Origin of the sequence: Paenibacillus arenilitoris (genome assembly GCF_014705655.1) — a bacterium.
Taxonomy (GTDB): Bacteria; Bacillota; Bacilli; order Paenibacillales; family Paenibacillaceae; genus Pristimantibacillus; species Pristimantibacillus arenilitoris.
Window position 1 is genome coordinate 239,339 of sequence record NZ_JACXIY010000002.1, and the last position, 26,196, is coordinate 265,534.

Here is a 26,196-nt window from a genome sequence, read left to right on the forward strand (position 1 = left end):
CGGGACAGCCCTCTTGCCGTTGGCGACATTACGTGATGATTTGGATCGTGGGAGCGGATATCGTCGGTTGGGTCGTGATGACCGAAGAGGCGCCGCTGAAATCTCCGTACTCGATCATGACGGGCAAGCCGGCCGTGACGTCGATCGTATCCAGCACGAGGGAGGCGGTCGTGAGCGTTGAAAGCGAGCCTTGCTGCAGCATGCCGTTCAGGTAGACGTTCGCGTAGTTGCCGGCCGTTAACGCCGGCAGCGCGGCGACCGGCGCGTCGGCGTCGTCGAGGAAGCTCGCCGCGGGGACGGTCGTCTCCGTCCCTCCGATCATACCTTGGGTCAGTACCGCGTAGTAGCGGGTGACGACGGGGCTCACGGTCGTCGTAATGGCGCCGCCCGATGCGACGGGCGCGGTGGCGATCGCAACAATGACGGGTTTAATTACAGGCATTCTATCACCTCCTTCTTCTACGATTAACCGAATGCTAGATTCGGCTTCCTATTTAGTAGATGCTGCCGGAATTTATAGCGAAACGGCGCATCCACCGGCCGGCAGCGATTTAGACGGGATGTACGCGGGTAATGGTCCAAACCGGGGCAAGGTCGTCCGGCATACCCTATTAAAGCGAGTTGGAAGGGGGTGCATGGATTGACAAAATTAGTCATTCTAATGCCGGAGTCGTCCGGAACAATGAAGAGGAAGCGGAAGAGGAAGCGAAAGCGGAGCGGACGGAGAAGACATCGAAGGCATTCGGGTACGGACAGGCGACGGAGGCGCAAGCCTTATCGATCCAAGTGCGCGGGTAAAATAAGACGCGGTCCGATCGGGCCGCGGGGGCTGCCCGGCGCCCCCGGAGAGCAAGGGCCGGCAGGGCATCAGGGCGCGCAGGGCGCAGCCGGGCAGCAGGGAGCCGCGGGCATGCAGGGATTGCCCGGCGCGCCGGGGCGGCAAGGCGAGACCGGGGGGCAAGGTCCGGCAGGTCCGCAAGGACCGCAAGGAACGCAAGGACCGCCTGGACCGCCGGGACCGCCGGTTGCGGCGGTCATCGTCCTGCCGGACGCGCAGCGGTACTTTTACTTTGCGGAGGCCGCGATGACCGGAACCGCGGTCATCCCCGCGAGCGGCTTCACGAACGATGAAGGAGCCGCGGCGGCCGGCTTCGGAGGGCTCGGCGCGAGCAGCTACGCCAACTTATATATAAACGGTCTCATGCAGGAGGGAAGCCTGTATTCGTTAAGAGAAGACGGGCTTACCTTGTTCCTGAACGGCGACATTGTATACTTAGGCACTCCGATCATCGTCGAAATCGTCCAATTCAAGGCCCGAATCGTGATCTGACAACAAAGGTCCGGCCGCTGCGGAAGGCGTAACCTTCCTTGCGGCCGGACCTTTTAAGCTTTACTCGGGCAGCTCGATCGTCACTTCCCGCTTGGTTGCCGCGGAACGAAGGACGCCGTCGATGATCGCCTGGTTGTACAAAATTTCCGCGCCGTCGATCGGCGCCGGTCGGTTGTCCCGGATCGCGGCCGCGAAGTCCTTCACCTTCTCGTCGAATAGGTTCAGTCCGTGCTGGATGACGGGAACCGTCGTCTGCGTGTTCTGGCCCGCGACATCATGGAAGAGCGACATGGAGCCGACGCTGCCGTCCCATACGCCGCTCCAAGGGCCCGACCCCGCCGGCGTAACCTTGAGACCGGCGTCGGTGCCGAGGAACATCGTCGCGCCGAGCGTATCCATATGCATCGCCCAGCTGATTTTGTAATTGAGCACGATGTCGCCTTCGAGGCGGATCATGGCGACCCCGAAATCCTCGACCTCGAAACAGTCCGCTTCCCGGTGGTATTTCGGATTCGTGCCGAAATAATTGGATGTATAAGCCGATACCGTAAGCGGCTTCGGATAGCCGAGCGCGTTCAGGGCCATGTCGAGCGAGTAGCAGCCGATATCGGCCATGGCGCCCGCGCCCGCGAGCTCCTTGCTGATGAAGGTACCGCCCGGCATGCCGCGGCGCCGGCCGCCGCCGGTCTCGACGAAGTAGACTTTGCCGAGCTGGCCGGATTGCACGATCTCCTTGATGAGCGACATATTGGGGTCGTATCTTGGCTGGAAGCCGACCGTCAGCATCTTGCCGCTTCGCTTCGCGGCGGCGACCATGTCGATGGACTGGTCCAGCGTGACCGACATCGGCTTCTCGACAAGCACGTGCTTGCCGGCGTTCAGCGCGTTCACCGACGTTTCGTGATGGGCGAAGTTCGGCGTGCAGACGCTGACGCCGTCCAGCTCGAGCTCCAGCAGCTTCCGGTGGTCGTCGAAAGCGGCCGCCGCGTGCAGCTGCTCCTGGTCGATGAACGCTTGCGCCTTGCCTTCGATGCTGTCGGCGACCGCGACGATCTCCAAGTTGGAAAGCTTCTTGTAGGCGGAAGCGTGCGCGCGGGCGATGCCGCCGCTTCCGATAATGCCGATTCGTATCGTTTCTGGCATAGGTTCCATGTCCTTCTTTCATCGTTTTTTTTATTACTGTAGCACAAGGATGGCAGGCTTGAAATGATGAGAAAAGGACAAGGATTGTCCAAAATTGCGACAAGCTTCCCCGGCTGCCCGGTCATCATCGGCACGAAAGCCCACACGGCGGAATGTCACGGCGACATATAATGCTCTGATAGAATCTGCTTCCAGAAGGGAATAGACTGCCATGGCCAAATCGAACAAAGGCGTAACGGTCGTAACTTCGACATTCCGACAATCCTTAATCCAGAACGTGTTTCACAATTACGTTCGCCAAGCTTGGAGAAAGAAGGAATTAATCGTAGTCATTAACAAGGATGACATTTCCATTAACAAATATCGAGACTGGGCAAGACGCTTTCCGAATGTCACCGTCTATAAATTACCGGAGAAAAAAAACCTCGGCTCGTGCCTGAACTACGCCGTCGAGCGCGCGAAATACGCCCATGTGGCGAAGTTCGACGACGACGATTACTACGGTCCCAATTATTTGACGGAAGCAATGAACGTGTTCAGGCGCACAAACGCGGACGTCGTCGGGAAGCACGGCTTCTTTTTTTATTTTCCGCATAAATCGGTGCTGCTCCAGCGCAAAACGTGGCTGAAGCCGAACAGCCGCTGCCGGAAGGTCGCGGGCGCGACGATCATGCTGAACAAGCGGATATTCGGGAAAGTGAAGTTCGCGACGAATTTGAGAAGCGGCTCGGACAGGCGCTTCCTGAACGATTGCGTGAAGAAAGGCTGCCGTATCCACACGAGCAGCCCGTACAATTTCGCGGCGATCCGCAGGGAAAATCCGTACTCCCACACGTGGAAAGTATCGGAGAAGACGCTGTTCGGGGGCAAGAACGTCGCTGTATTCGGGACGAACGATTTCAGAAGCTACGTCAATAAGCCGATCAAGCCCGTCACCGGCACCAGGCCGACAAGCGCCAAGCCGACAGGCGCCAAGCCGTCGAATATAAAGCTGCAGCTGCATCCATCGCCGTATCTCGACTTGACGCAGTACGGCACCTGATTCAAACGCCGTAAAGCTTCCGGTATACGGTCGGCGTCATGCCTTCATGCTCCATGAAACGCTTGTTGAAATAGCTGACGCTCGGGTAGCCGACATCCGCCGCGATCTGGCCGATGTTCGCTTCCTTGCGTTCGAGCAGCCACTGCTTGGCCATCTGGAGCCGGCAGCGGGTGATGAAATCCATCGGCGTCATCTCCATCGCGCTTCGGAACAGCTTGCAGAAGTAATGCGGGCTGACGCCGGCCTGTTCGGACCAATGCTCGAGGATGAACGGCTTCGCGGCTTCCTGCTGCATGAGCGGAAGCAGCTCGAGAATCCGGTTGCCGGATGTCGACGACTTGCTTCCGGACAGCGGAACGGCCTGCTCGACGAACACGGCAAGGATGGCGTAGGTCAGCGCGGACAGACGGGTCGGGCGCAGCATCCGGTGCGTCTCGGCTTCGGCCAGCAGCTCCTCGTGCGCCTGCTCCCAGACCGCGGGGTTGCGGACGGTCCAAAGCTGGCTTTTGTGAAAGCTTCGATCGATCATGTAGTCCTGCAGACCGTTGCCGTAGAAGTGCACCCACCGGATGTCCCACGGATCGTCCGAGCTGCTGTAATAATGCTGCCGCTGCAGCGGGAAATAGAGTACCGCCTCGCCCGCCTCCAGCGGATGGGCGACCCCGTCCCATTCGACATAGCCTTTGCCGGAGACGACGTAATGGATATTGAAATTGTTAAGCGCCCCGGCGGACCGGAACGTATAGTGCTCGGGATGGTCCCAGTAGTTCCCGACCGATTCGGGGAAACAAAAGTACGGGTTATGCGGAAGGGTAAGCAAATGGCTCTGCCTCTGCACGGCAAGCACCTCCAATGACAATATTGTTATAATCGATAACAAAATAATATTATTTTAATTTTAAATTCATCGATTTATAATCGCAATATAGTCATAAATAATTTTTTTGAGGTGAAGACGACATGTCGAACAAGAAGCTGAAATGGGGCATTCTCGGCTGCGCGGGCATCGCGAAGCGGGCGGTCATTCCCGGACTGCACCTGTCCGAATGGAACGAGGCCGCGGCCATCGCCAGCCGCGACGGGGACAAGGCGAAGCGGACGGCCGAGGAGCTGAACATCGGCAAGGCATACGGCAGCTACGAAGAGCTGCTGGCGGACGATTCGATCGACGTTGTATATATTCCGCTGCCTAATCATTTACACAAGGAATGGACGATCCGCGCCGCCGAGGCGGGCAAGCATATTCTGTGCGAGAAGCCTCTCGCCTTGACGGCGAAGGAAGCGGAGGAAATGGCAGAAGCGGCCGCCAAGGCGGGCGTGCTGCTGTCCGAGGCGTTCATGTACCGGTACCATCCGCGCTACGACATGATCAGGGACGTGATCGCCGGCGGCGAAATCGGGGAGATCCGCGGCATCCGCAGCGCGTTCACCTTCAACAACGCGGCGAACAAAGGCAACGTCAGGTACCGCAAGGAATGGGGCGGAGGCTCCATCTACGACGTCGGCTGTTATCCGATTACGGCCGCGCGGCTGCTGCTCGGCAATGAACCGGAAGCGGTTACGGTTCAGGCGTTCTTCTCGGAGGAGCATGACGGCGTCGATATGATGGCGGCCGGCCTGCTGGAATTCGAAGGCAACGTCTCCCTGCAGTTCGATTGCGGCATGTGGGCCGCGTTCCGCAATCCGCTCGAAGTGCTCGGCACGGACGGCGTCATCGAAGTTCCGTCCGCCTTCGTGACGGGCGCACCGGGCAGCGCTAACTTCTTCGTCAGCGCCAGAGGGGAGCGCAGGGAGGTCGAGGTTCCCGACGTGAACCAATACACGCTGCAAGCCGACCACCTGTCGCAGGCCATCGTGAACGGCACGCCGCTGAAGTACGAGCCTTCCGACGCCGTCCTCAACATGAAGATTATCGACGCTTGTCTGCAATCGGCCCGCGAGCGGGTCAGAATTACGCTATTACGCGAAGAAAAGGAGCGATTCGATTATGGAATACATTGACATTCAAGGCTGCGGGAAACCGGTATCCCGACTGATGAAGGGCACCGACTATTTCTACCACGACTCGTACGAGAAGGCCGCGGCCAATATGGACGCCTTCCTTGCCATCGGCGGCAATTCGGTCGATACCGCGCATATTTATTGCGGCGGCCAGAGCGAGGAAGTGCTCGGGCGGTATATGCAAGAGCGCGGCAACCGCGAGCAGATCGTCATCTTGACGAAGGGCGCCCACCACGACCAGAACGGTCCCCGCGTCAGCGAGGCCGCGATCCGCTCGGATTTGACCACCAGCCTCGAGCGTCTGCGGACGGACTATATCGACCTGTACGGCCTGCATCGGGACGACGAGGCCGTGCCGGCGGGCGAAGTGATCGAAATTTTGAACGAGCATATCCGCTCCGGAGCCGTTCGAGCGATCGGCGTATCGAACTGGACGTGGCAGCGGATTCAGGAAGCGAACGAATACGCCTCGGCCAAAGGGCTCGTCGGGTTCTCCTTCAGCAGCCCGAACCTCAGCCTGGCCAAAGCGAACGAGCCGTTCTGGCGCGGCTGCGTATCCGCGGACGCCGAGACGTGCCGCTGGCACGAGGAGAACCAAATCCCGCTCCTGTCGTGGTCCTCGCAGGCGCGCGGCTTCTTCACGGGCCGGTTCACGCCGGACAATCGCGAGAACGCCGACCTCGTCCGCGTCTTCTACAGCGACGACAACTGGGAGCGGTTCGAACGCGCGAAGCGCCTCGCCGCGGAGAAGAACGTCAGCGCCATCCAGATCGCGCTCGCGTACGTGCTGAACCAGCCGTTCCCGACCTGCGCCCTGATCGGAGCCCAGACGGCGGAAGAGCTGGCTTCCTGCGACGTCGGTTCGCGGATCAAGCTGTCGCGCGAAGAAATGGACTGGCTCGATCTGACCGCTCAGACGGTATAAGATAACGCATCATCATCGAGGGAAAGGCTGCTCCGGCGGGGCGGCTTTTCCTTTTTTGTACGAGCGGGGGCTGACGCCGTACGCGCGGCGGAACAACGCGGCGAAATGGTTGTAGTTGTTGAATCCGACGTCAAGCGCGGCTTCGGTCGCCGTTCTGCCCATGTGCTCCATCAGCAGGGCAGCCTGCCCGAGCCGCAGCCGGTTCAGATGCTCAACCACGCTCTCGCCGGTCTCCTGCTTGAACAGATGCGACAATCGGGAGACCGACAGGCCGACTTCGCCGGCCAGCTCCTCGATCCGAAGCGGGCTGCTCATGCGGCGGGACAGATGGCGAAGCGCCAGCTCGATCCTCGGATCGAGCCGCTGCTCCAGCTGCTGGGCGGAGAGCAGGATAATTTCCCGCAGCGAATTTTCGCATAGCGTATGCCAGAAGCCCGTACGCTCGCGGGAATCGCTTAAAATATTCAAGAAGGCGTGACGGACGCGCTCGAACAGGTTCCCTTCCGGGAATGACGCGACGATCGTCTCGTCATTCGGCAAATAGTCGATTTCAGGTAGTTTCTGAAAATGCACCCAATAAAAGTGCCAGCGCATGCCGGCGGCGGTTCCGTATTCGTGGGGAATGCCCGGGCGAAGCAGTCCGACCGAGCCGGGACCGCAGCGCCGCTCCCCTTCCGGCGTGCGCAAATAGCCTTCTCCTTCCAGCGTGAAGAAGAGCAGCCAGTCGTTCATGCCTTGCGGCCGGCGGTGCCGGTAGGTGCCGCCTTCGTCGTAATGGCCGCCGAACAAAGTTCCCTGAGGCTCATCGCGCCGGATTTCCTTCTCGTTCTTCCCGATCATGGCAAGCATCCCCTTAAAATGATGAATAGCAGAATTCCGGCAGTTTTCAGCAGTTCTCTTTCTTCCTCCAACTTACGCAAAGCACTATGATGATGTCAAGAGCGATAGATTACGAATAAAGGAGAGGTACCGGATGACGGAAGCTTTGAAGGCGTTGACGGAAGAGCAGTTGAATCAGTTTCATACCGAAGGATATTTGATCGTGAAGGGATTGTTCTCGGAGGAGGATCTTCGCGCGATCGAGGATACGTTCGAGGCGATCGGCAATACGGTCGTGCCGGGCTTCTTCGAGCCGGATCTGGACGGCGGATCGGACGATCCGCTGAAGCGTTACCCGAGGGTGATGCATCCGCACCGGTTCAATGAAACGGCCAAGCGGTACATGCTGCATGGGCCGGTGCTCGACGTGCTGCACGACCTGTACGGGGAAGAAGCCCTTGCGGCGCAGAGCATGTTCTACTACAAGCCCCCCGGCTCCCGCGGCCAGGCGCTGCATCAGGACAATTTCTACTTGAAGGTGGAGCCGGGCAACTGCATTGCGGCATGGACCGCCGTCGATGCGGCCAGCATGGATAACGGCGGCCTGCTCGTCGTCCCGAAAACGAGCGAATACGAGATCAGCTGCCCGGAGCTGGCCGATTCCGCCGAATCGTTCACGACGCATTACGTGAAGCCGCCGAAGGACCAGAAGGCGATTCCCGCCGTGATGGACAAGGGCGACGTCTTGTTTTTCAACGGGAACCTGATTCACGGCTCCTACCGCAACAAGACGAAGGATCAATTCCGCCGCGCCTTTATATGCCATTACGCGAATGCTTCGGCAACGCATATCAGCAACTATTACCGGCCGCTCTACCGGGCGGACGGCACGCAGGTAGATCTTGAAATCAATACGGACGGCGGCCCTTGCGGCATCGAATTCGACAAGGCTTATCCGCACTAATAATAATCGGAGGATTACGATGAAGCATACATTGCTCGTTGAGATGTCGTGGTGGGGAATGCAGGGGCTGCAAGGAGCGGCCGGACGCGCCGCGACGACGGAGGAGAAGGTTCGTTTGATCGCGGAGAGCGGCTTCGGCGGCATTAATGGGGCCATTCCTTCTCCGGAGGAGGAGAAGAGGTGGAAGGAGCTGCTCCGCGGGCACGGCTTGGCTTTCAGCGTGAACGCTTATCCGAGAACGCTGCAGGATTTGTCGGCGTTTCTCGAGCGGGCGAGCGCGTTCGGCGATATCGAATACGTCAACGCGCAGGTCATGCAGCCGTTCGTTACGGGGGATGAGGCGAAGGAGCTGCTTGCCGGCATGAATCGGCTTTCGGAGGAAGCGGGCATCCCCGTATTTTTCGAGACGCACCGCGGTACGATTACGCAGGATTTGATCCGCACGGCCGAGTACGCCAGGGCGCTGCCCGCTTTGCCGCTTACGATCGATTATTCCCATTACGTCGTGGCGGGGGAGCTGCACACCGTATCGGACGAAGCGGAGGCGCTGCTGCAGAACCTGCTTCCCCATGCGGCCAGCATCCATATGCGCATCTCGAACGGGGAGCAGGTACAGATCGATCCGGGCGAGGAGGGCGAGCATCCGATGGTGGCCCATTTCGCAAGATGGTGGGAGGGCGCGATGCGAGGCTGGCTTCATGCCCAGCGCCGGAGGACGGCGGCATTTCCCGTCGTCGCCGAGCTTGGCCCGCCTTCGTACGCCATCACGACGGACGAAGCCGGCGGAAGAAAGTCGGAAATCGGCGATCGCTGGACGCAGTCGCTGTATCTCAAGCGGCTCGCGGAGCAGGTGTGGGAGAAGGCGTCGTCGGATCCTATCTAATCGAAGAGAGGCAGTCCCGAAAGCAGTGAAAGCTGTTGCCGGGGCGCCTCTTTTTTTTGCTCACCGGATCTCGGTAAGGGAATAAAGCGGCGTTATTCGGCTCGTTTCGCTCGTTTATTTTGAAATAGAGGAAAAATAGTCCCTTATTCCGTCTATAATCGGTTCCGGGATCCGCAATGAGCCTCGATAAAACCAAATTATTCCCTTATTTCTTCGTTTAACCGTTCGAGATTGCGGAATAAGACCCAATATGTCCGTTATTTTCCGCAGTAGATCTGCCGGTTTAAATTTGTCCAATCGAACGCTCTAAAATCGTCCAATTTATCCGAGCGGCGGCAGCGCTATAATGAAAGCGCAAACATTTTAAATGTTCATGCTGCATGGGAAGAGGGGACAATGACGATGAATCCGACACCGGTACGATGGATCGCAAGCAACCAATCGAACTTTTGGGAAGAAAGGCAAATAAAGGAGGCGGCGTCCGGGGAAGCTAATCTTGCGTTTACGGATGAAAAGTTTCAGCGGCTGGAAGGCTTCGGCGGCTGCTTCAACGAGCTCGGCTATTTGGCGTTAAGCCATTTGACGGAAGAGGACCGCCGCGAGGCGTTTCACGCTCTGTTCCATCCGGAGGGCGAGCATAAATTCAGCATTTGCCGCCTGCCGATCGGCGCGAGCGATTACGCATTGGATTGGTACAGCCATAACGAGACGGACGGGGACTACGCGATGGAGCATTTCTCTATCGACCGCGACCGCAAGCTTCTGATTCCTTATATGAAAGAAGCGCTTCGGCTGAATCCCGACTTGAAGCTGTTCGCTTCCCCTTGGAGCCCGCCGACCTGGATGAAGCACCCTAAGGCATACAACTACGGCACGCTTCGCTGGGAGAAAGAAGTGTTGGAGGCGTACGCGCTCTATTTCGTGAAGTTCGTCGAGGCGTACCGGGAGGAAGGCATTACGATCCACCAGGTGCATGTGCAAAACGAAGTCGTCGCGGACCAGAAATTTCCGTCTTGCGTATGGACGGGGGAGCAGCTCCGCGTCTTCATCCGCGATTATTTGGGTCCGGCTTTCGAGAGGAGCGGGCTCGATACGGAAATATGGCTCGGCACGATCAATGCGCCGGAGCCTTGGGACGAATGGCTGAAGAAGAAGGCGACCGGCTTCGACGCCTATGCGAATACGGTGCTTAGCGACCCGGAAGCTTACAAATACGTGAAAGGCGTCGGGTACCAGTGGGCGGGCAAGCATGCGATCCAGCGCACGGTGCAAAGCTATCCGGAGCTGCGCTACATGCAGACGGAGAACGAGTGCGGCGACGGCGAGAATACGTGGTTTTACGCAAGGTATGTATTCAGTCTATTCCATCATTATTTCACGAACGGCGTGAACGCGTATATTTATTGGAACATGCTGCTCGAACCGAAAGGAAGAAGCACCTGGGGCTGGGAACAGAACGCGATGATGACGGTCGATCCCGAAGCGGGGCGGCTGACGCGCAATCCGGAATATTACGTGATGAAGCATTTTGCCTCCTTGACGGCGCCGGGCGACACAAGGATCGGCCTGAAGGGGCCTTGGTCGGGCAACGCCGTCTCCTTCGAGAAGCCGGACGGCACGCGCGTCATTGTCCTGGCCAATCCGTTCGCGGACGCGCGGGAGCTGCGCCTTCAGGCCGGTTCGGGCATTCACAGCTTCCGGCTGGAGCCGGAATCCTTCCATACGATCGTCGTCGCCTAGCGAAATGGCTAGGCACGGCACCGAGCGCCCGCTTATGTAAAGGGGCGTTTGTTTTTTATTCATACGTTTCCATCGGCCGTAAGGTAAGTTTATAATTCAGGCGAGAGGCGAGAGGCGAGAGGCGAGAGGCGAGAGGCGAGAGGCGGGAGGAGGCGACGGCACGTATGTGGACAAGGCTTATGCGCGCGGTGACGGATCCGTTCAGGCGAAGCATCCGCAACAAATTGATTTTTACGATGATTTTTTTGTCCGTCCTTCCCATTGTCGCGGTCACGGGGCTTGCGGCGGAAAATAATCGGAAATCGATGGAGGACGAAGTAATCAACACGAACCTGTCCAATATGAAATGGACGGGCAATTACTTGGGCGATCAGTTCGCGCAGCTCAATAATTTGATTTATTCGGTGCTGATCAGCCCCCACTTAAGCGACTATTTGGCCAATGCGGGGGAAGCCAGCCTGTCGAGCCAATTTACGATGCAAAAAAACATTATCGATACGATGTTCAACCTGTTTTATTCGGCGGGCAACCACGTCATCGGCGTCGAGCTCTACGCGAAGGATACGAATAAGCTGTTCACGATCAACGCGTCGCAAAACGATATAAGGAACGTGTCCGGCATTCCTGCGCCCTATACGCAGCTCTTCGAGCAGGACAAGGACTTCGTCATTCAGACGAGCGACGGCGACAAAAACGAATTCCGGCTCATCCGGAGCATCAACCGGTTCGAGAACCGGGATAAGCTCGGCGGCATAGCCCTGACGATCCGGTGGTCGCTGCTCGATCAGACGCTCGAGCTGATCCGGCGCGGGCAAGAGCATACGGTGCTGATCGCCGGAGCGGACGGCACGATTCTGTATCAGCCGGGCGGCGCGACGCCGTCGGCCGAAGCGCTGAAGCGGATCAAAGAGACGGCAGACGATCAGGGCTACATGCAGCTGCCCGGCGAATACGTGTTCTACCATACGATCGATCCCGTCGGCCTGAAGCTGGTGACGATCGTGCCGACCGCCTTCATCAACAAGAGCGCGCTGGACACGATGCGCTTCGGCATCATCGTGGGGGCGATCTCGGTGGCGCTGTCCGTCTTGATCGCCGTCCTGCTCGCTTGGCGGATGGCGACGCCGATCGTCAACCTGGCAAGGTCGATGCAGGGACTCGGACTTATCAAGGAGGCGGAGATCCCGCTCAGCAACCGGGTGGACGAGATCGGCCTGCTGGAGACGAAGCTCCATAACATGTCGCACCGGATCAAGGAGCATATTAAAACGGAATACAGCATCAGCCTCGAGAAGAAGACGGCCGAGCTCAAGGCGCTCCAAGCGCAGATCAATCCCCATTTTCTGCAAAATACGCTGCAGATGATCGGGAGCATGCTCTTCACCCGAAAACCGATCGAAAGCTACGAAATCATCCGTTCGTTAAGCGAAATGTTCCGCTACGTCGTCCGGGATCCCGACGATCTTGCGTCGCTGCGGGCGGAGCTTGACCATCTGAACCATTATATGCTCATCCAGAAGCAGCGCTTCTCGGATCGGTTGACCTACGTGACGGATGTCGACGAATCCGTTCTCGGCTGCAGCTTGCCCAAGCTTACGCTGCAGCCGATCGCGGAGAACGCTTTTTTCCACGGCCTGGACTCGAAGCTCGGCGGCTGGACGATCGAGGTATCCGTCAAGCGCGAGCAGGACGGGATCTGCATCCGGATCCGCGACAACGGCGTCGGGATAACGGCGGACAAGCTTGCGGAGCTTCGGATGAAGCTGAGGGGCCAGAACGGCCAGATATGGACGCACGGCAGCCGGATCGGCATCCGGAACGTCGCGTCCCGGATCCGCATCCATTTCGGCCCCGCATACGGCATCGAGATCGAGAGCGAACCGGGCGAGGGCACGCTCGTCGCGGTGCGAATTCCACTAGAGGGCGGAGGCGGCCTTAATTGATCAAAGTATTGATCGTTGACGATGAAAGCTGGACGAGGGACATTATTAAAGCTTTCGGAGAATGGGAGCGGCTTGGCATGGAAATCGCCGGCGAGGCGAACGACGGGCAGGAGGCGTTCCGTCTCGCGGAGGCGCTGGAGCCGCATATCGTTATTACGGATATGCGGATGCCCGGAACGGACGGCGTACGGCTGCTGGAGCAGCTGAACGGCCGTTATCCGCGCATGAAAGCGGTCGTCGTCAGCGGTTACGACGACTTTCAATACGCGAAGCACGCGCTGCGCTACCGGGCCGTCGATTATTTGCTTAAGCCGGTCGATCCGAAGGAGCTTAACGCGGCGCTGCTCAAATGCAAGAACGAGCTGGAAGCGGCGCAGCCGGAGCGGGAGCCGCTGTCGCTCGACATCGATATTTCTTACCTGCTGGCGTCATACAAGCCGATATTGCGTTCCCATTTTAACGAGCTGAACCGGGAAGGAGCCGACGCGGCGTTCCGGCAGCTGGCCGGCGAGCTCGAGCGGAGCGGGATGACGAAGCCGGTCATGCTCGAGCAGGTCGCGCAGGAGCTGCTGCTGCTGCTCAAGGAACTGACGGCCGCCAATTCGCTCGGCACAGGGAGCACGCAGACGGCATACGGGCGGGACGCGCTCGCGTCGAGCGGGGACACGGTATTGTACGTTGCGAGCCGCTACGATGAAGCGCTGGAGCGCCTCGTCGCGCAGCGCAAATTCAAAAACAAATTGAATTTGGACGAGGTCCGGCTGTTTATGCAAAAGCACTACACGGAGCCGGTGACGCTGGATCAGCTCGCGAGAGTTTTTTTCGTGAGCAAGGAATATTTGAGCAAGGCGTTTAAGCTCGAGTACGGCCAAACCTTAACCGACTATTTGCTGCACCTGCGCATGGAGAAGGCGAAGGAATGGCTGGCCGACGGAAGCATCCCGATCAAGTCCGTGGCCGAAATGGCGGGCTACGAGGACGTCGCCTACTTTTACCGAGTATTCAAGAAGCATTTCGGCATCGCGCCGGGGGAAATGAGGAAGAGCGGCGAGGTTTAAAAATGTACAACCCGAGAGCCTAATTCCGTCCAATTAAACGCTTTCATAAATTCGCTACAATGAAAGCGTAAACAAAAACAAGTCATCGGGAGGTCAAATCGGAATGAAAAAGATATGGAAAGGTTTACTCGTTACCGCGCTGACGGCGTCCATGCTTGCGGGATGCGGCAATGCCGGCAGCCAGCCGGGCAATGCGGAAGGGGAGGGCGGCGCTCCGGGCGCAGCCAAAAGCGTCAAGCTGAAAATGTTCATCGCCCAGCCCCGTTTGAAGGAGCATTACGACAAGTATATCGCGGATTTCGTCGCCAAGGAAAAGGCGGAGAAAAACATCGACGTATCCGTCCAGCTCGAAATGCCGACGGCGGACAACGCGGCGCAAATTTTGAAGACCCGCCTCGCGTCGAACGATGCGCCCGATATATTCGCCCTGCATGCCATTAATGAAATTCCTTCGTATTACAAAGCGGGATACTTGGAGGATTTGTCCGATCAGCCGTTCGTGGGCAAGCTTCTGGACAGCGTGAAGCCTTCCGTCACGACGACGGACGGCAAGGTCGTAGCGGTACCGCTCGAGACGTTGTCTTGGGGCTACCTGTATAACAAAACGATATTCGCCGATCTGGGAATGACGCCTCCGACGACGATCACGGAAATGAAAGCGGTTATCGAGAAGCTGAAGGCCAATCATATTACGCCGTTCGTGCTTTCGTACAAGGAAGCCTGGATTCCGCAGCTCGTGCTGCCGCTTGCGGCCGGCGCGCTCATCAATACGGAGAATGCCGATTTCATCGAACGGATGAACAAGGATGAGGGCTCGTTCACCGAAATGAAAGCGATGTTCGACATCTTCGACCTGATCAACGCGAACGGCACGGAGAAGGCGACGGAAGTAGGCGGCGACGACGGCGCGGCCGCGTTCGCCGCAGGCAAAGGCGCGATGTGGCTGCAAGGCCCTTGGTACGCGGAGACGATCCTGAAGTCCAATCCGGAGATGGATTTCGGCGTGGCGCCGCTGCCGATCAACGACAACCCGGAAGCGACCTTGATCAATCTCAGCGCGTCCACGTCGCTGGCCGTTTCGAAATCGAGCGGGAACAAGGAGGTGGCGCTCGATTTCATCAACTACGTGCTCGACGATCAGGCATCGGGCGGTTTCTTCCAGGCGCTCAAGTTCAATCCGATCTCGACCGTCCACACGTACGACAGCTATCCGTGGGTCAATGACGCGACCGTATTCGTGAAGGAAGGCAAATCGTACCAAGACCCGGCCATTCCTCAGTCCGTCAAGGACGAAGTGGGCAAAGGGCTGCAAGCTTACTACGCCGGACAGATGTCGCAGGACGATGTGCTCCAGGCGCTCGACAAGGCATGGAAGTCTTTCAACAAAGTCAATAAGTAACGACGGCACATGAACCGGGAGGAAGGAAGAGGCGCCAGCTGGCCTGACTCCCGGTTTGATGTTGATACGGATCAGGGAAGGAGCGAGCACAAGTGCCGGTTAAGAGCTACAAAAAATATGTTTCATTATTCGGGTTTGTCGCGCCCGCGTTTGTGTTATACGCCGTATTTCTGCTCATTCCGACGATCGGCGGCATGTACTACAGCTTCACCGATTGGAATGGCCTTAACAGAAGCTACGAATTCATCGGCTTCGGCAACTTCGCCGAAGCGCTAAGCGAGGACCCCGATTTCATCGGCTCGCTGTGGTTCACGTTAAAATACGTGCTGTTCATGATCGTGCTTCAGAACGTATTCGCGCTGGCGCTGGCCGTATTCATCGAATCGCGGCGCAGGAGCAAGGGCTTCTTCCGCACGGTCTTCTTCATGCCGAACATGATCAGCACCATTATCAGCGCGTTCATGTGGACGTTCGTATTCGCCCAGGTGCTGCCGCAGCTGGCCGAGAAGACGGCGATCGCCTTTCTGGATCAAGCCTGGATCGGAGACCCGAACGTTTCGTTCTACTCCATCCTGATCGTTTCGCTCTGGAACGGCGTCGGCTATATGATGATCATCTATTTGGCCGGTCTGCAGGGCGTGCCGCAAAGCTTGAAGGAAGCCGCGCTCATTGACGGCGCGACGCCGCTTCAAACCTTCCGCAACGTGACGCTGCCGATGATCACGCACGCGATTACGATCTGCTTCTTCTTGACGCTGAACGGCGCGTTCAAAGTGTTCGAGGTCGTATACGGCTTGACGGGCGGCGGACCGGGCCGCAGCACGCAGGTCATTACGATGAATATTTACGAGGAGGCGTTCTCGAACAATTTCCGGTACGGCTACGCAAGCGCCAAGTCGGTTATCCTGTTCGTAATCATCCTTATTTTCACGTTCATCCAAATTCGCGTCATGAAGAAAAGAGAGGTGGAAGCATGAAACCGAGTAAAACAACCTCCCTGCTCATTACCGTCATGCTTTCGATCGGCGCGGCCGTATCGTTCTTTCCGATCTACCTGGCCGTCATCAATTCCTTCAAGACGCAAGGCGAAATGTTCCGCTCGTTCGTCGCGCTGCCGACGGAAATTCATTTCGGCAACTATGCCGACGCCTTTGAAAAAATCAACCTGCTCGGCAGCACGCTCAATTCGGTCATTATTTCGGTGCTCGGCATCGGAGGCATCGTGCTGTGCGCCGCTCTGGCGGGCTACAAGCTGTCGCGTACCCACGGCAAGCTGAGCAATCTTATTTTTTTCCTGTTCGTCGCGTCCATGCTCGTTCCGTTTCATTCGATTATGATTCCGTTGACAAGAATGGCCAAATCCTTATCGGTTCAAGGCAGCACGTACGGATTGGCGATCATATATATCGGGCTTGGCGTCAATATGGCCATCTTCCTGTATCACGGGTTCGTGAAGTCGATTCCGAGGGAGCTGGAGGAGGCCGCGCAGATCGACGGCTGCAATGAATTTCAGACCTTCTTCCGGATCATCTTCCCGCTCCTCGTCCCGATTACGGTCACGATCGCGATTCTTGATTTTCTGTGGATTTGGAACGACTTCCTGCTGCCGCTGCTCATGCTGACGGATTCGAGCGATTTTACGCTTATCTTATCGACGAATACGTTGTTCGGCGAGTACAACAAAGACTGGTCGCTTATTCTGGCTTCGCTGGTGCTGACGGCGATTCCGGTCATCGTCATTTATTCGTTCTTCCAAAAGTTCATTATGCACGGCATTGCCGAGGGCGCGGTCAAAGGCTGACGGTGCCGCAAGACACGATCCGATTATGAAGGGGCTGCTCGTTATGAAGGAATTATTGTACGGCGTCGCTTATTACGACGAATATATGCCTTACGACCGGCTGGACGAGGATATCCGGATGATGAAGGAAGCGGGCATTAACGTCGTGCGGATCGCGGAGTCCACCTGGAGCACGCATGAGCCGCAAAACGGCGTATTCGACTTCTCTTCCGTCGACAGGGTGCTGAACGCCATGCACGAAGCGGGCATTCGCGTCATCGTCGGCACGCCGACCTACGCGGTGCCGACCTGGATGGCGAAGGAGCATCCCGACGTACTGGCGGTCACGGCGCGCGGACCCGGCAAATACGGAGCGCGCCAAATTATGGACATCGCAAACCCGGCTTACCTGTTCTACGCCGAGCGCATCATCCGCAAGCTGATCGGCCGCGTATGCGGCCATCCGGCCGTCATCGGCTACCAGACGGACAACGAGACGAAGCATTACGACACGGCCGGGCCGAACGTGCAATTGCTATTCGTGAAATATATGAGGGATACTTATGGATCGCTCGATGAGGTGAACCGGTTATTCGGCCTTGACTACTGGAGCAACCGGATCAATGCGTGGGAGGACTTCCCTTCCGTCGTCGGCACGATCAACGGCAGCCTCGGCGCGGAATTCGCCAAGTTCCAGCGCAAGCTGGCGGCCGATTTTCTCGCGTGGCAGGCTGCGATCGTGAACGAATACAAGCGGCCCGGCCAGTTCGTCACGCAAAACTTCGATTTCGAATGGCGCGGCTATTCGTACGGCGTTCAGCCGGCGATCGACCACTTCGCCGCGTCGGAGCCGTTCGACGTAGCCGGCGTCGATATTTACCATCCGTCGCAGGACGAGCTGACCGGCATCGAGATCGCCTTCGGCGGCGACATGACGCGTTCGCTGAAGGGCCGCGGCTACCTGGTGCTCGAGACGCAGGCGCAAGCTTTTCCGCATTGGACTCCGTATCCGGGCCAGCTGCGCCTGCAAGCGTTCAGCCATCTGGCGTCGGGCGCGAACATGGTCGCTTACTGGCACTGGCATTCCATCCACAATTCGTTCGAGACGTATTGGAAGGGTCTGCTCAGCCACGATTTCAAGCCGAATCCGGTCTATAACGAAGCGAAGACGATCGGAGCCGATTTCGCCCGCCTGAGCGGCGACCTCCTGAATTTGAAGAAGAGCAATCTAGTCGCGGTGATGGTCAGCAACGAAGCGCTGACGGCGATGGAATGGTTCAAGCTGCCGGACGGCCGGACGTATAACGACGTCGTGCGCGCCTTGTACGACGAGCTGTTCAAGATGAACGTGGAATGCGATTTTATTCAGCCGTCGTCGGACCGTCTGAACGCTTATAAGCTTATTGTCGTTCCCGCGCTCTATGCCGTGGCCGACGATTGCCTGGAGAGGCTTAACGATTACGTCAGAGGCGGCGGCCATGTCGTCTATTCGTTCAAAAGCGGCTTCGCCGACGAGCGGATCAAGGTTCGCGCATCCGAACAGCCCGGCATTATCCATGAGGCATGCGGCATGACGTACAGCATGTTCGTCACGCCGAACAGGGTCGGCCTTAAGGGCGAGCTGGTTGCGGGCATGGACGGGGAGACGCGCGCAGAATCGTGGATGGAGCTGATCACCCCGACGACGGCCGAAGCGCTGGCGTACTACGATCATCCGCATTGGGGCGAATACGCGGCCGTGACGCGCAACCGATACGGCAGCGGGACGGCGACCTATATCGGCTGCATGCCCGGAGCCGCCGTCGTCAGCCGAATATTGGAAGGCGCCGTCCGCGAGGCGGGGCTGGGCGGAGCCGATCAGGAGCTGGCATTCCCGGTCATTGCAAGATCGGGCACGAACGCGGAAGGCAGGAAGATCCGCTACTATTTCAACTATTCGGGCGACGAGGCCACCTTCGTCTATCCGCACGGAGCGGGCATCGAGCTGCTCGGCGGCGCCGCGGTCGCAAGCGGGCAGAGGCTGGAGCTTGCGCCTTGGGGCGTGTTGATTATTAAGGAATAGAAGTTCGATTGAGAAGCCGGGGCGGCGAGGTCGCTCCGGCTATTTTTGATAGACGAACGGAAGTTTAGCATAGGATAGGTTGACGGCTCGGCGAAATCACGATGGACCGTCCAGCCTTATATAATACTAGCAGCACGTTGTTTCGCATGAAGGAGAGGATACTGGAATGAGAGGGCAGCATGACGGTTTGCAGCAAGAACAATCGTTCGAGTTCGGCATATATACGCTCGGGGATATAAGCGCCGACCCCGTGACCGGGGCGACGGCAAGCGCGGCGATGCGGATGAAGGAGATCGTGGCGGCGGCCAAGCTGGCTGACGAAGCAGGCATCGACGTATTCGGCGTCGGCGAGCATCACCGCCTCGATTTCGCCGTATCGTCGCCTCCGGTCGTGCTTGCCGCGATCGCGCAGGCGACGAACCGCATTCGGCTAACAAGCGCCACCACCGTGCTCGGCACGTCGGATCCGGTCAAGGTGTTCGAGGATTTCTCGACGCTCGACCTGCTGTCGGACGGCCGGGCGGAGATGATCGCGGGCAGGGGCGCCTATTTGGAATCTTTTCCTCTGTTCGGGTACAAGCTCAAGCAGTACAAGGAGCTGTTCCGGGAGAAGCTCGACCTGCTGCAGCGGCTGGGCGAGAGCGAGCGGGCGACGTGGAGCGGCAAGCTCCGTTCGCCGCTTCGGGACGCCGAGATCGCCCCGCGGCCCTTACAGCCGCGCATCCCGCTATGGATCGGCGTTGGAGGGACGGCGGAAAGCGCGGCGCTGGCCGGACGTCATGGGGCGGGCATGGCGCTGGCCATCCTGGCAGGCGATCCGGCGAGATTCAAGCCGCTCGTCGACGCGTACCGGACCGCCGCGGCGGTAGCGGGGCATCCGTCCGGCAGCCTCAAGGTCGCGATTACGAGCCACGGGCATATCGCGGACACGCCCGAGCGGGCGAAAGACGAATACTACCCCTATTACGCCAATTACGACTGGCGATTCATGGGAGGGCAGGCGCGCGGCGACCGGTTAACCCGGGAGAGGTTCGAGCGTCTTGCCGATCCCGCAAGCGCGCTTGCCGTCGGCAGCCCGGAGCAGATCGCCGAGAAAATATTGGCGCAGCACGAGCTGTTCGGCCATACCCGCTTTATGGCCCAATTCGATATCGGCGGCATGCCGCTTCGGAAGATCGCGGCCTCGATCGAGCTGCTGGCGGCCGAAGTCGCGCCGATCGTGCGGCGGGAGCTGAAGAAGAAACGTTAAGCCGGTCCAAGTATGGTCATGCGGCCGTGGAAGATGGTACAATGATAGGAAATCAAAAACAAGGGAGAGAGTCATGGAATCTTCCAGACTGGATGAATTAAGACGGGACATCGACCGGTTGGACACGGAAATTATCGCGCTGTTAGCCGAACGGTTTAAGTTGACGGAGGATGTCGGACTCTACAAGGCGGCGAATCGGCTGGAGCCGCAGGATTCGCTGCGCGAATCGAAGCAATTCGAGAAAATCGCGCGGTTGTCGAACGACGTTTCGTTAAATCCGGATTACGCAACGGCGATTTACAGATGCTTGATGGACATCGTCATTTCGCGTCATTCGGAGCTAAGGCGGACATACGAGGAACGGAACCGGATCGGCGCCTCGTAAGCGCGATAATCCGAGCTCAGGCTTGGGAGGAGGGCGGCAACGATGATTGTATACGAGAAGGATGATGCTTACGTTCTCATTGCACAGCACGATCACGCCCGGATTTCCGGCGACCTTGCTTCGGCTTGGCGGGGCGAGCTGTTCGGCGGCGAAGCGCTGCGGGACGAAATGACGAGAGCCGCTTACGAGCATGACGCCAGCTGGCTCGAGCTGGACCGGGTGCCGCTTTGGAACGACGCGGCGGGCAGCCCGTATACGTTCCGCGACTACCCGGGCAACATCCGGTTCGTGTTCTACGAACGGGCGCTCGACGACCTTCAGCGATCGAGCGAGTACGCCGCCCTGCTCGGCAGCATTCTGTACACGACGCTGGCCGAGCGAATACGAAACGAAGACACGGTGCCGTTCGTCGAACGTGAATTCGCGCGGCAAAGCGCGATTATCGAGAAGCTGGGCGTCGACGTGAAGCTGCTTCAGACGCATGCGAAAGCGCTGCTGCTGTGCGACGAGCTGTCCTTGTTCGCGTGCATGGAAGCGCCCGGCACGAACAGGTCGCGTTACGAGTGGTTCGCCGGCGGCTTCGCCTACTGGTTCGGCCCGCCGGGCCAAACGACGCTTGCCGCGGATTGGACGGACGAGCATACGATCGCGCTGGCACCTTATCCCCTCATGCGCGAGGTGGAGACGTCAATCGTCTATAGGGAGGTAAGCAAGGCCGATGTCGCCAAATGGGGAATTTCGGAGGCTTACCGAAGGGCAACGCCGCGCAAGCACGGCTTGCTGTTCCGTCAAGCGCGATAAGAGACAAGAAACACCGCCCGCGGCCGCGCTCATCGGCTGCCGTTGGCGGTGTTTTGTTTGTCGGCCGGCGAAGGAGGAACCTTCTTCCGTCAGCCGCTTATTTTCTTGCTGTCCGACTTGAACAGCGTCGCGATCGAGCCGCCCTCGGTGATGATCTTGATCGCCGTGCCGAGCAGCGGCGAGATCGGCAGCACGACGAACTTGCCGGATCGCGAATCGTCGATCGAGATCGTATCCGTAATGACGACCTCCCGGATATTCGGGTGACTCAGCTTCTTGAGCGCGTTATCGGAGAACAGGCCGTGCGTCGCGCAGATGAACGCGTCATGCGCGCCCTTCTTCTTGAGCGCCTCGACTACGTTGACGATCGTGCTGCCGGTATCGATCAAGTCCTCGATAATAATCGGCGTCATGCCTTCCACGTCGCCGATAATATGGGTAATTTCCGATTGGTTGTGGGCCGGACGGTTCTTGATCATAATGGCGAACGGGCAGTCGAGCAGCCCGGCCAGCTTCTCGGCCGTCGTCGCGCGTCCGGCGTCGGGGGAGACGACGACCGGGTTATGGATGCTTTGGCTTCCTAAATAGTCGATGATCAGGTCAAGCGCCGTCAGATGGTCGACCGGAATATCGAAGAAGCCTTGAATCGGATCCGCATGCAAATCGACCGTGATGATCCGGTTCGCTCCGACGGTCGTAAGCACGTCGGCGACGAGCTTGGCCGAAATCGGTTCGCGCGGCGCCGATTTTCTCTCTTGACGGGCGTAGCCGTAATAAGGCATGACGATGTTGATCGTCTTGGCCGACGCCCGCTTGGCCGCGTCGATCATAACGAGCAGCTCGATCAGATGCTCGTTGACCGGGTGGGACAGCGACTGCACGATGAACACGTCGCAGGTTCGGATCGCTTCCCGGTAGGAGACGTGGATTTCTCCGCTCTCCTGTCTGGATATGGCTACGTCCCCCAACGGGAGCTCAAGCTGCCGGCAGAGCGCCTCCGCGAGCGGCCGGTTCGACGAGCCCGAAAATATTTTTACCTTTTGCATAATTGCCTCCTAGCACCAATTCTTTACACCATCATAACAAAAATTGGCCCTGGAGAACAAACGAATCCGTCAACCGATAAGAACGTGCGGCAGGAAGGGGCGTATCGAAGCGCTGCCGGAGGGCGGCCTCGAAGCAAGCGAGGCCGCGAACGCGGTCGGCGTAATGCTTGATGGTCGGCATTTGATCGGCTATCGGTCCGCTGTCCTTGGACTTGGCATGCCGCGCCTTATGGCACGGAACCGATAGGTGTATAATGGGAATACGGAAGGGAAGTGACGTCATGTCGCGGGAAATAAGAGCCTACGAGCTGATCGCGCTGAAGGAAATCGCCGAGACGCTGAACGGCACGAACGATATGGAGCAAATGTTGAACGACGTCCTTGCCAAGCTGCTGCAGGTGACGGGGTTCTCCACCGGCTGGATCTTCATGAACGACGAGAAATGCGATATCCGGTGCGTCGTGGCGCATGAGCTTCCCGAGGCGTTGAACGCGGATAACCGGTCGGTCATGTGCGGCTCCGGCTGCTGGTGCGTCACCCGGTTTATTCAGGACAAGCTGGACCGGGCCGTCAATATCGTCGAGTGCTCCCGCATCGTCTATGCCGCCGAGCAGAGGCTTGGCGATACCGGGGGGATTACCCATCATGCCACCGTGCCGCTCAAAGCGGGGGGCGATCGCTTCGGCCTGCTTAACGTGGCGGAAGCCGGAAGGGAGCATTTCACCGAGGAAGAGCTGTCGCTGCTCGAAGCGGTCGCGTATCAGATCGGCACGGCGATGAAGCGGGTCCGACTCTATCAGGCGCAGGAGAAGAACGCGGGTCTCTATGCCAAGCTCGGCGACGTCATTCAGCAGCTTAACGCCTTCGAGGACATTAACCAGCTGCCCTTGCTCGCGGTCAAGCTGATCGGCGAGACGTTCGGCTGGGAGCATGTCGCGCTCTTTATTTACGAGCAGCAGAAGCTCTCGCTCCGGGCGCATTATACGGATCATCAAGTGAAGAAGGAATGGAAGACGATGGAGGTCGATCAAGCGGGACCGGTCGGAGCGGCTTTTCGGGAAAATCGGCTGATCATCCTGTCCGACCACCATTCGGAGCAGTGCGGCTCCTTGTCGCCGATCGGCATTCCGCCGTTCGCGTCGGCCGCCGCGGTCCCGCTCCGCATCCGGAACCGCTCGATCGGCGTGCTGTTCATCAGCAGTCCCATGATGCATCAGTTCGACGACTTCTACGAGGATTTCATGTATTCGCTTGGCGACCACTTCACGCTGAGCGTCGAGAACCTGCGCGTCTACGAGCAGCGGCGCGAGCTTGCGCGGATGGAGGAACGCAACCGGGTCGCGCGGGATTTGCACGATTCGGTCATTCAGAAAGTATTCTCGCTGTCCTTCCTCGCCAAAGGAGCGGAGACGGTGATCGCCGGCAAAGAACCGGTCGTGGAGCGGTCTCTGCAAGAGATCCGGCTTCTGTCGCAGGAAGCGCTCAAGGAAATGCGAACCCTCATCTGGCAGCTGCGCCCGGCCGGACTCGAACATGGGCTGCTCACGGCGCTCAAGCAATACGCGGGCAGCATGGAGCTGACGGTGTTCGAGCAGGCGACGGGCGTGCGGGAGCTGCCGCGCGCGATCGAGGAGGCGTTATGGCGCATCGGGCAAGAAGCGCTGAACAACGTGAAGAAGCATGCGGGCACGAATACGGTGTTCATTCATTTGGTGAGGACCGAGGAGTACGCAAGCTTGGAAATTGCCGATAGAGGCAGAGGGTTTGCCGAAGAGACGCAGAAGGGCAGGCTGACGATGGGCATGCTGACGATGCGCGAGAGGGCAGAGACGCTCGGCGGGGAACTGACGATTACGAGCGGCTTCGGGAAACCGACTATCGTCAAGGCGACGATACCGGTCGGGAGCAGCCCGGAAGCATGGGAAGAGGATTGAGGAGCAGCATGAAAATAAAAATATTGCTTGTGGACGATCATCAAATCGTATTGAAGGGCATATCGTTCTTCCTGGCCATGCAGCCGGACTTCGAGCTGGTCGGCGAAGCGCATAACGGCAAGGAAGCGGTCGAGAAGGCGGCCGAGCTGCAGCCGGACATTATATTGATGGATCTGAATATGCCGATCATGGACGGCATCGAGGCGAGCAACCTGATCGCCCAGCGGAATCCGGACATTAAGGTGCTCGTTCTGACGAGCTTCTCCGACCGGAGCCATATCATGCCCGCGCTGCAGGCGGGAGCGATCGGCTACATGCTGAAGGACGTCGAGCCGGACCAGCTGGCCGAAGCGATCCGCAGCGCCTATAAGGGCAATATCCAGCTTCATCCGGATATTGCAAGCGCGCTTCTGACGCCTTCCTCCGCCTCTGCGGCGGAGACGAAGCCGCTGCCCGAGCAGCCTGTCCGCGGTCTCGCGGAATCGCTGACCCCCCGGGAGATGGAGGTGCTTCGCCTGCTGACCAGAGGCATGAGCAACAAAGAGATCGCCGGGGCGCTTACCGTCGCCGAGAAAACGGTGAAATCGCATGTGAGCAGCATTCTCGGCAAGCTGAATTTGTCGGACCGGACGCAGGCCGCTCTCTATGCGGTGCATGCCCTGGGCTCGGACGGGCAGGAGTCGTAAGACGATGGACGTAAGACCGGTCCTCCGCCTTCGGCGGATGATTTAAGCCGATATTTCCGTCTAATTGCCGATGTCGCGCGCATCAAAACTAAATACAATAAAGGTACTTACAAAAAGTAAATTAAATTTGCGGAGGGAAACCTACTATGAGTACCGTATTATTCGTCAAAGCAAACGATCGCGCGATCGAGCAAGCCGTCAGCGTCAAACTATATCACGCTTTCCTGGACAGCTACAAAGCGAGTCATCCTCAGGATACGATTATCGAGCTCGATTTATTCCAGGAGGAGCTGCCCTATATGAACGCCGACATGATCAACGGCAATTTCAAGGCGGCGCGCGGCTATGACCTGACGCCGGAAGAGCAATCGGCGGTTACGGTTTCCAGCAAGTACATCGATCAATTCCTGGCAGCCGACAAGGTCGTATTTGCCTTCCCGCTGTGGAACTTCACGGTGCCGGCCGTTCTTCATACGTACATCGATTACCTTACCCAAGCCGGCAAAACGTTCAGCTATACGTCCGAAGGTCCGGTAGGGCTCATTCCGGACAAAAAAGTCGCGCTGCTCAGCGCGCGCGGCGGCGTCTATTCCGAAGGCCCCATGGTGGCGGCGGAAATGTCCTACAACTTCATTCGCAACGTGATGGGCTTCTTCGGCGTCAAAAACCTGGAGAGTATCATCGTCGAAGGCCATAACCAGTTCCAAGACAAAGCGGAAACGATTATCGCGGACGGCGTAGCGCAAGCCGAGAAAGCGGCGGTCGGATTCTAAGACGCGACAAAAAGAAATGGCGGTGCCAAGGGATGAACTCCCGGCACCGCTATTTTTTTGTCGTTCAATGGTTAGCATGAGGTCGTTATCCACCTTTTCCGGGGCAGTAGCCGATTGGGATTTGAATCAAAATTTGAAATTAAAAGCGAATGAAGGAGGAAAAAGTGATTTTTAATTTCAAATATTGAAACAATCTGGCTTTTACCGAACGAGGAGGGCCTATTGGCGCCGTA

General features: G+C 58.2%; 23 protein-coding genes and 2 pseudogenes. 20 read left to right on the top strand and 5 right to left on the bottom strand.

What is annotated here, in order from left to right; translation table 11 throughout:
• Nucleotides 1-28: 28 nt before the first annotated feature.
• Nucleotides 29-442 carry a DUF4183 domain-containing protein gene (locus IDH41_RS02460; protein WP_190857958.1) on the bottom strand — a complete coding sequence of 138 codons (414 nt, stop codon included), beginning with the start codon at nucleotides 440-442 and terminating at the stop codon, nucleotides 29-31.
• A 198-nt stretch (nucleotides 443-640) separates the two neighbouring features.
• On the opposite strand from IDH41_RS02460, the gene IDH41_RS02465 reads away from it, so the two are divergent.
• Complete coding sequence (locus tag IDH41_RS02465) at nucleotides 641-1,330, top strand: DUF4183 domain-containing protein (protein ID WP_223829380.1); 690 nt, start codon at nucleotides 641-643, stop codon at nucleotides 1,328-1,330.
• A gap of 60 nt (nucleotides 1,331-1,390) precedes the next feature.
• Here IDH41_RS02465 and IDH41_RS02470 read toward each other — a convergent pair whose 3' ends face one another.
• Nucleotides 1,391-2,473 (bottom strand): Gfo/Idh/MocA family protein, encoded by a 1,083-nt coding sequence (locus tag IDH41_RS02470; protein WP_190857960.1) that lies wholly within the window; start codon nucleotides 2,471-2,473, stop codon nucleotides 1,391-1,393.
• A gap of 211 nt (nucleotides 2,474-2,684) precedes the next feature.
• On the opposite strand from IDH41_RS02470, the gene IDH41_RS02475 reads away from it, so the two are divergent.
• Entirely contained in the window at nucleotides 2,685-3,515 is an 831-nt protein-coding gene (locus tag IDH41_RS02475) for a glycosyltransferase family 2 protein (protein ID WP_190857962.1), read from the top strand.
• Nucleotide 3,516: 1 nt separating this feature from the next.
• On the opposite strand, the gene IDH41_RS02480 is transcribed toward IDH41_RS02475, so the two are convergent.
• Nucleotides 3,517-4,353: a helix-turn-helix transcriptional regulator gene (locus tag IDH41_RS02480; protein WP_190857964.1), complete on the bottom strand. Its 837-nt coding sequence runs from the start codon at nucleotides 4,351-4,353 to the stop codon at nucleotides 3,517-3,519.
• Nucleotides 4,354-4,475: 122 nt separating this feature from the next.
• Here IDH41_RS02480 and IDH41_RS02485 point away from each other — a divergent pair, with 122 nt between their 5' ends.
• Together IDH41_RS02485 and IDH41_RS02490 are read left to right on the top strand one after the other, a co-directional pair.
• On the top strand, nucleotides 4,476-5,516 hold the full coding sequence (locus IDH41_RS02485) for a Gfo/Idh/MocA family protein (protein ID WP_190857966.1): 1,041 nt from the start codon (nucleotides 4,476-4,478) through the stop codon (nucleotides 5,514-5,516).
• Entirely contained in the window at nucleotides 5,503-6,441 is a 939-nt protein-coding gene (locus tag IDH41_RS02490) for an aldo/keto reductase (RefSeq protein WP_190857968.1), read from the top strand. The genes IDH41_RS02485 and IDH41_RS02490 overlap by 14 nt, the downstream gene beginning before the upstream one ends.
• Nucleotides 6,442-6,453: 12 nt before the next feature.
• Here IDH41_RS02490 and IDH41_RS02495 read toward each other — a convergent pair whose 3' ends face one another.
• Nucleotides 6,454-7,281, bottom strand: coding sequence for a helix-turn-helix domain-containing protein (locus IDH41_RS02495; protein WP_190857970.1), 828 nt, complete (start codon nucleotides 7,279-7,281; stop codon nucleotides 6,454-6,456).
• Nucleotides 7,282-7,414: 133 nt separating this feature from the next.
• Between IDH41_RS02495 and IDH41_RS02500 the strand changes: the two genes are divergently transcribed.
• From IDH41_RS02500 to IDH41_RS02555, 12 genes are all read left to right on the top strand, one after another.
• On the top strand, nucleotides 7,415-8,224 hold the full coding sequence (locus tag IDH41_RS02500; protein WP_190857972.1) for a phytanoyl-CoA dioxygenase family protein: 810 nt from the start codon (nucleotides 7,415-7,417) through the stop codon (nucleotides 8,222-8,224).
• Between the two features lie 19 nt (nucleotides 8,225-8,243).
• On the top strand, nucleotides 8,244-9,107 hold the full coding sequence (locus IDH41_RS02505; RefSeq protein WP_223829381.1) for a sugar phosphate isomerase/epimerase family protein: 864 nt from the start codon (nucleotides 8,244-8,246) through the stop codon (nucleotides 9,105-9,107).
• Between the two features lie 402 nt (nucleotides 9,108-9,509).
• On the top strand, nucleotides 9,510-10,847 hold the full coding sequence (locus tag IDH41_RS02510) for a glycoside hydrolase family 30 protein (RefSeq protein ID WP_190857975.1): 1,338 nt from the start codon (nucleotides 9,510-9,512) through the stop codon (nucleotides 10,845-10,847).
• Between the two features lie 164 nt (nucleotides 10,848-11,011).
• Nucleotides 11,012-12,790 (top strand): sensor histidine kinase, encoded by a 1,779-nt coding sequence (locus tag IDH41_RS02515; RefSeq protein WP_190857977.1) that lies wholly within the window; start codon nucleotides 11,012-11,014, stop codon nucleotides 12,788-12,790.
• Nucleotides 12,787-13,848 carry a response regulator transcription factor gene (locus IDH41_RS02520; RefSeq protein ID WP_190857979.1) on the top strand — a complete coding sequence of 354 codons (1,062 nt, stop codon included), beginning with the start codon at nucleotides 12,787-12,789 and terminating at the stop codon, nucleotides 13,846-13,848. The genes IDH41_RS02515 and IDH41_RS02520 overlap by 4 nt, the downstream gene beginning before the upstream one ends.
• A gap of 103 nt (nucleotides 13,849-13,951) precedes the next feature.
• Nucleotides 13,952-15,247: an ABC transporter substrate-binding protein gene (locus tag IDH41_RS02525; RefSeq protein WP_190857981.1), complete on the top strand. Its 1,296-nt coding sequence runs from the start codon at nucleotides 13,952-13,954 to the stop codon at nucleotides 15,245-15,247.
• Between the two features lie 92 nt (nucleotides 15,248-15,339).
• On the top strand, nucleotides 15,340-16,224 hold the full coding sequence (locus IDH41_RS02530; protein ID WP_190857983.1) for a carbohydrate ABC transporter permease: 885 nt from the start codon (nucleotides 15,340-15,342) through the stop codon (nucleotides 16,222-16,224).
• On the top strand, nucleotides 16,221-17,048 hold the full coding sequence (locus IDH41_RS02535; RefSeq protein ID WP_190857985.1) for a carbohydrate ABC transporter permease: 828 nt from the start codon (nucleotides 16,221-16,223) through the stop codon (nucleotides 17,046-17,048). The genes IDH41_RS02530 and IDH41_RS02535 overlap by 4 nt, the downstream gene beginning before the upstream one ends.
• Before the next feature lie 43 nt (nucleotides 17,049-17,091).
• Nucleotides 17,092-19,089, top strand: a complete 1,998-nt coding sequence (locus IDH41_RS02540) for a beta-galactosidase (protein ID WP_190857987.1) — start codon at nucleotides 17,092-17,094, stop codon at nucleotides 19,087-19,089.
• A 166-nt stretch (nucleotides 19,090-19,255) separates the two neighbouring features.
• On the top strand, nucleotides 19,256-20,338 hold the full coding sequence (locus IDH41_RS02545) for an LLM class flavin-dependent oxidoreductase (protein WP_190857989.1): 1,083 nt from the start codon (nucleotides 19,256-19,258) through the stop codon (nucleotides 20,336-20,338).
• 73 nt (nucleotides 20,339-20,411) lie between these two features.
• Complete coding sequence (locus IDH41_RS02550) at nucleotides 20,412-20,723, top strand: chorismate mutase (RefSeq protein ID WP_190857991.1); 312 nt, start codon at nucleotides 20,412-20,414, stop codon at nucleotides 20,721-20,723.
• 42 nt (nucleotides 20,724-20,765) lie between these two features.
• Complete coding sequence (locus IDH41_RS02555) at nucleotides 20,766-21,524, top strand: DUF3891 family protein (RefSeq protein ID WP_190857993.1); 759 nt, start codon at nucleotides 20,766-20,768, stop codon at nucleotides 21,522-21,524.
• A gap of 89 nt (nucleotides 21,525-21,613) precedes the next feature.
• Here the strand turns inward: IDH41_RS02555 and IDH41_RS02560 are convergent, their stop codons facing one another.
• Nucleotides 21,614-22,570: a ribose-phosphate diphosphokinase gene (locus IDH41_RS02560; protein ID WP_190857995.1), complete on the bottom strand. Its 957-nt coding sequence runs from the start codon at nucleotides 22,568-22,570 to the stop codon at nucleotides 21,614-21,616.
• A 281-nt stretch (nucleotides 22,571-22,851) separates the two neighbouring features.
• On the opposite strand from IDH41_RS02560, the gene IDH41_RS02565 reads away from it, so the two are divergent.
• From IDH41_RS02565 to IDH41_RS02575, 4 genes and pseudogenes are all read left to right on the top strand, one after another.
• Complete coding sequence (locus IDH41_RS02565) at nucleotides 22,852-24,504, top strand: sensor histidine kinase (RefSeq protein WP_190857997.1); 1,653 nt, start codon at nucleotides 22,852-22,854, stop codon at nucleotides 24,502-24,504.
• Nucleotides 24,505-24,512: 8 nt separating this feature from the next.
• Nucleotides 24,513-24,917, top strand: a pseudogene (locus tag IDH41_RS32080) (response regulator); the annotation flags it as partial.
• A gap of 60 nt (nucleotides 24,918-24,977) precedes the next feature.
• A pseudogene (locus tag IDH41_RS32085) lies at nucleotides 24,978-25,190 on the top strand (response regulator transcription factor); the annotation flags it as partial.
• A gap of 146 nt (nucleotides 25,191-25,336) precedes the next feature.
• Nucleotides 25,337-25,963 carry an FMN-dependent NADH-azoreductase gene (locus tag IDH41_RS02575; protein WP_190857999.1) on the top strand — a complete coding sequence of 209 codons (627 nt, stop codon included), beginning with the start codon at nucleotides 25,337-25,339 and terminating at the stop codon, nucleotides 25,961-25,963.
• Nucleotides 25,964-26,196: the final 233 nt, after the last annotated feature.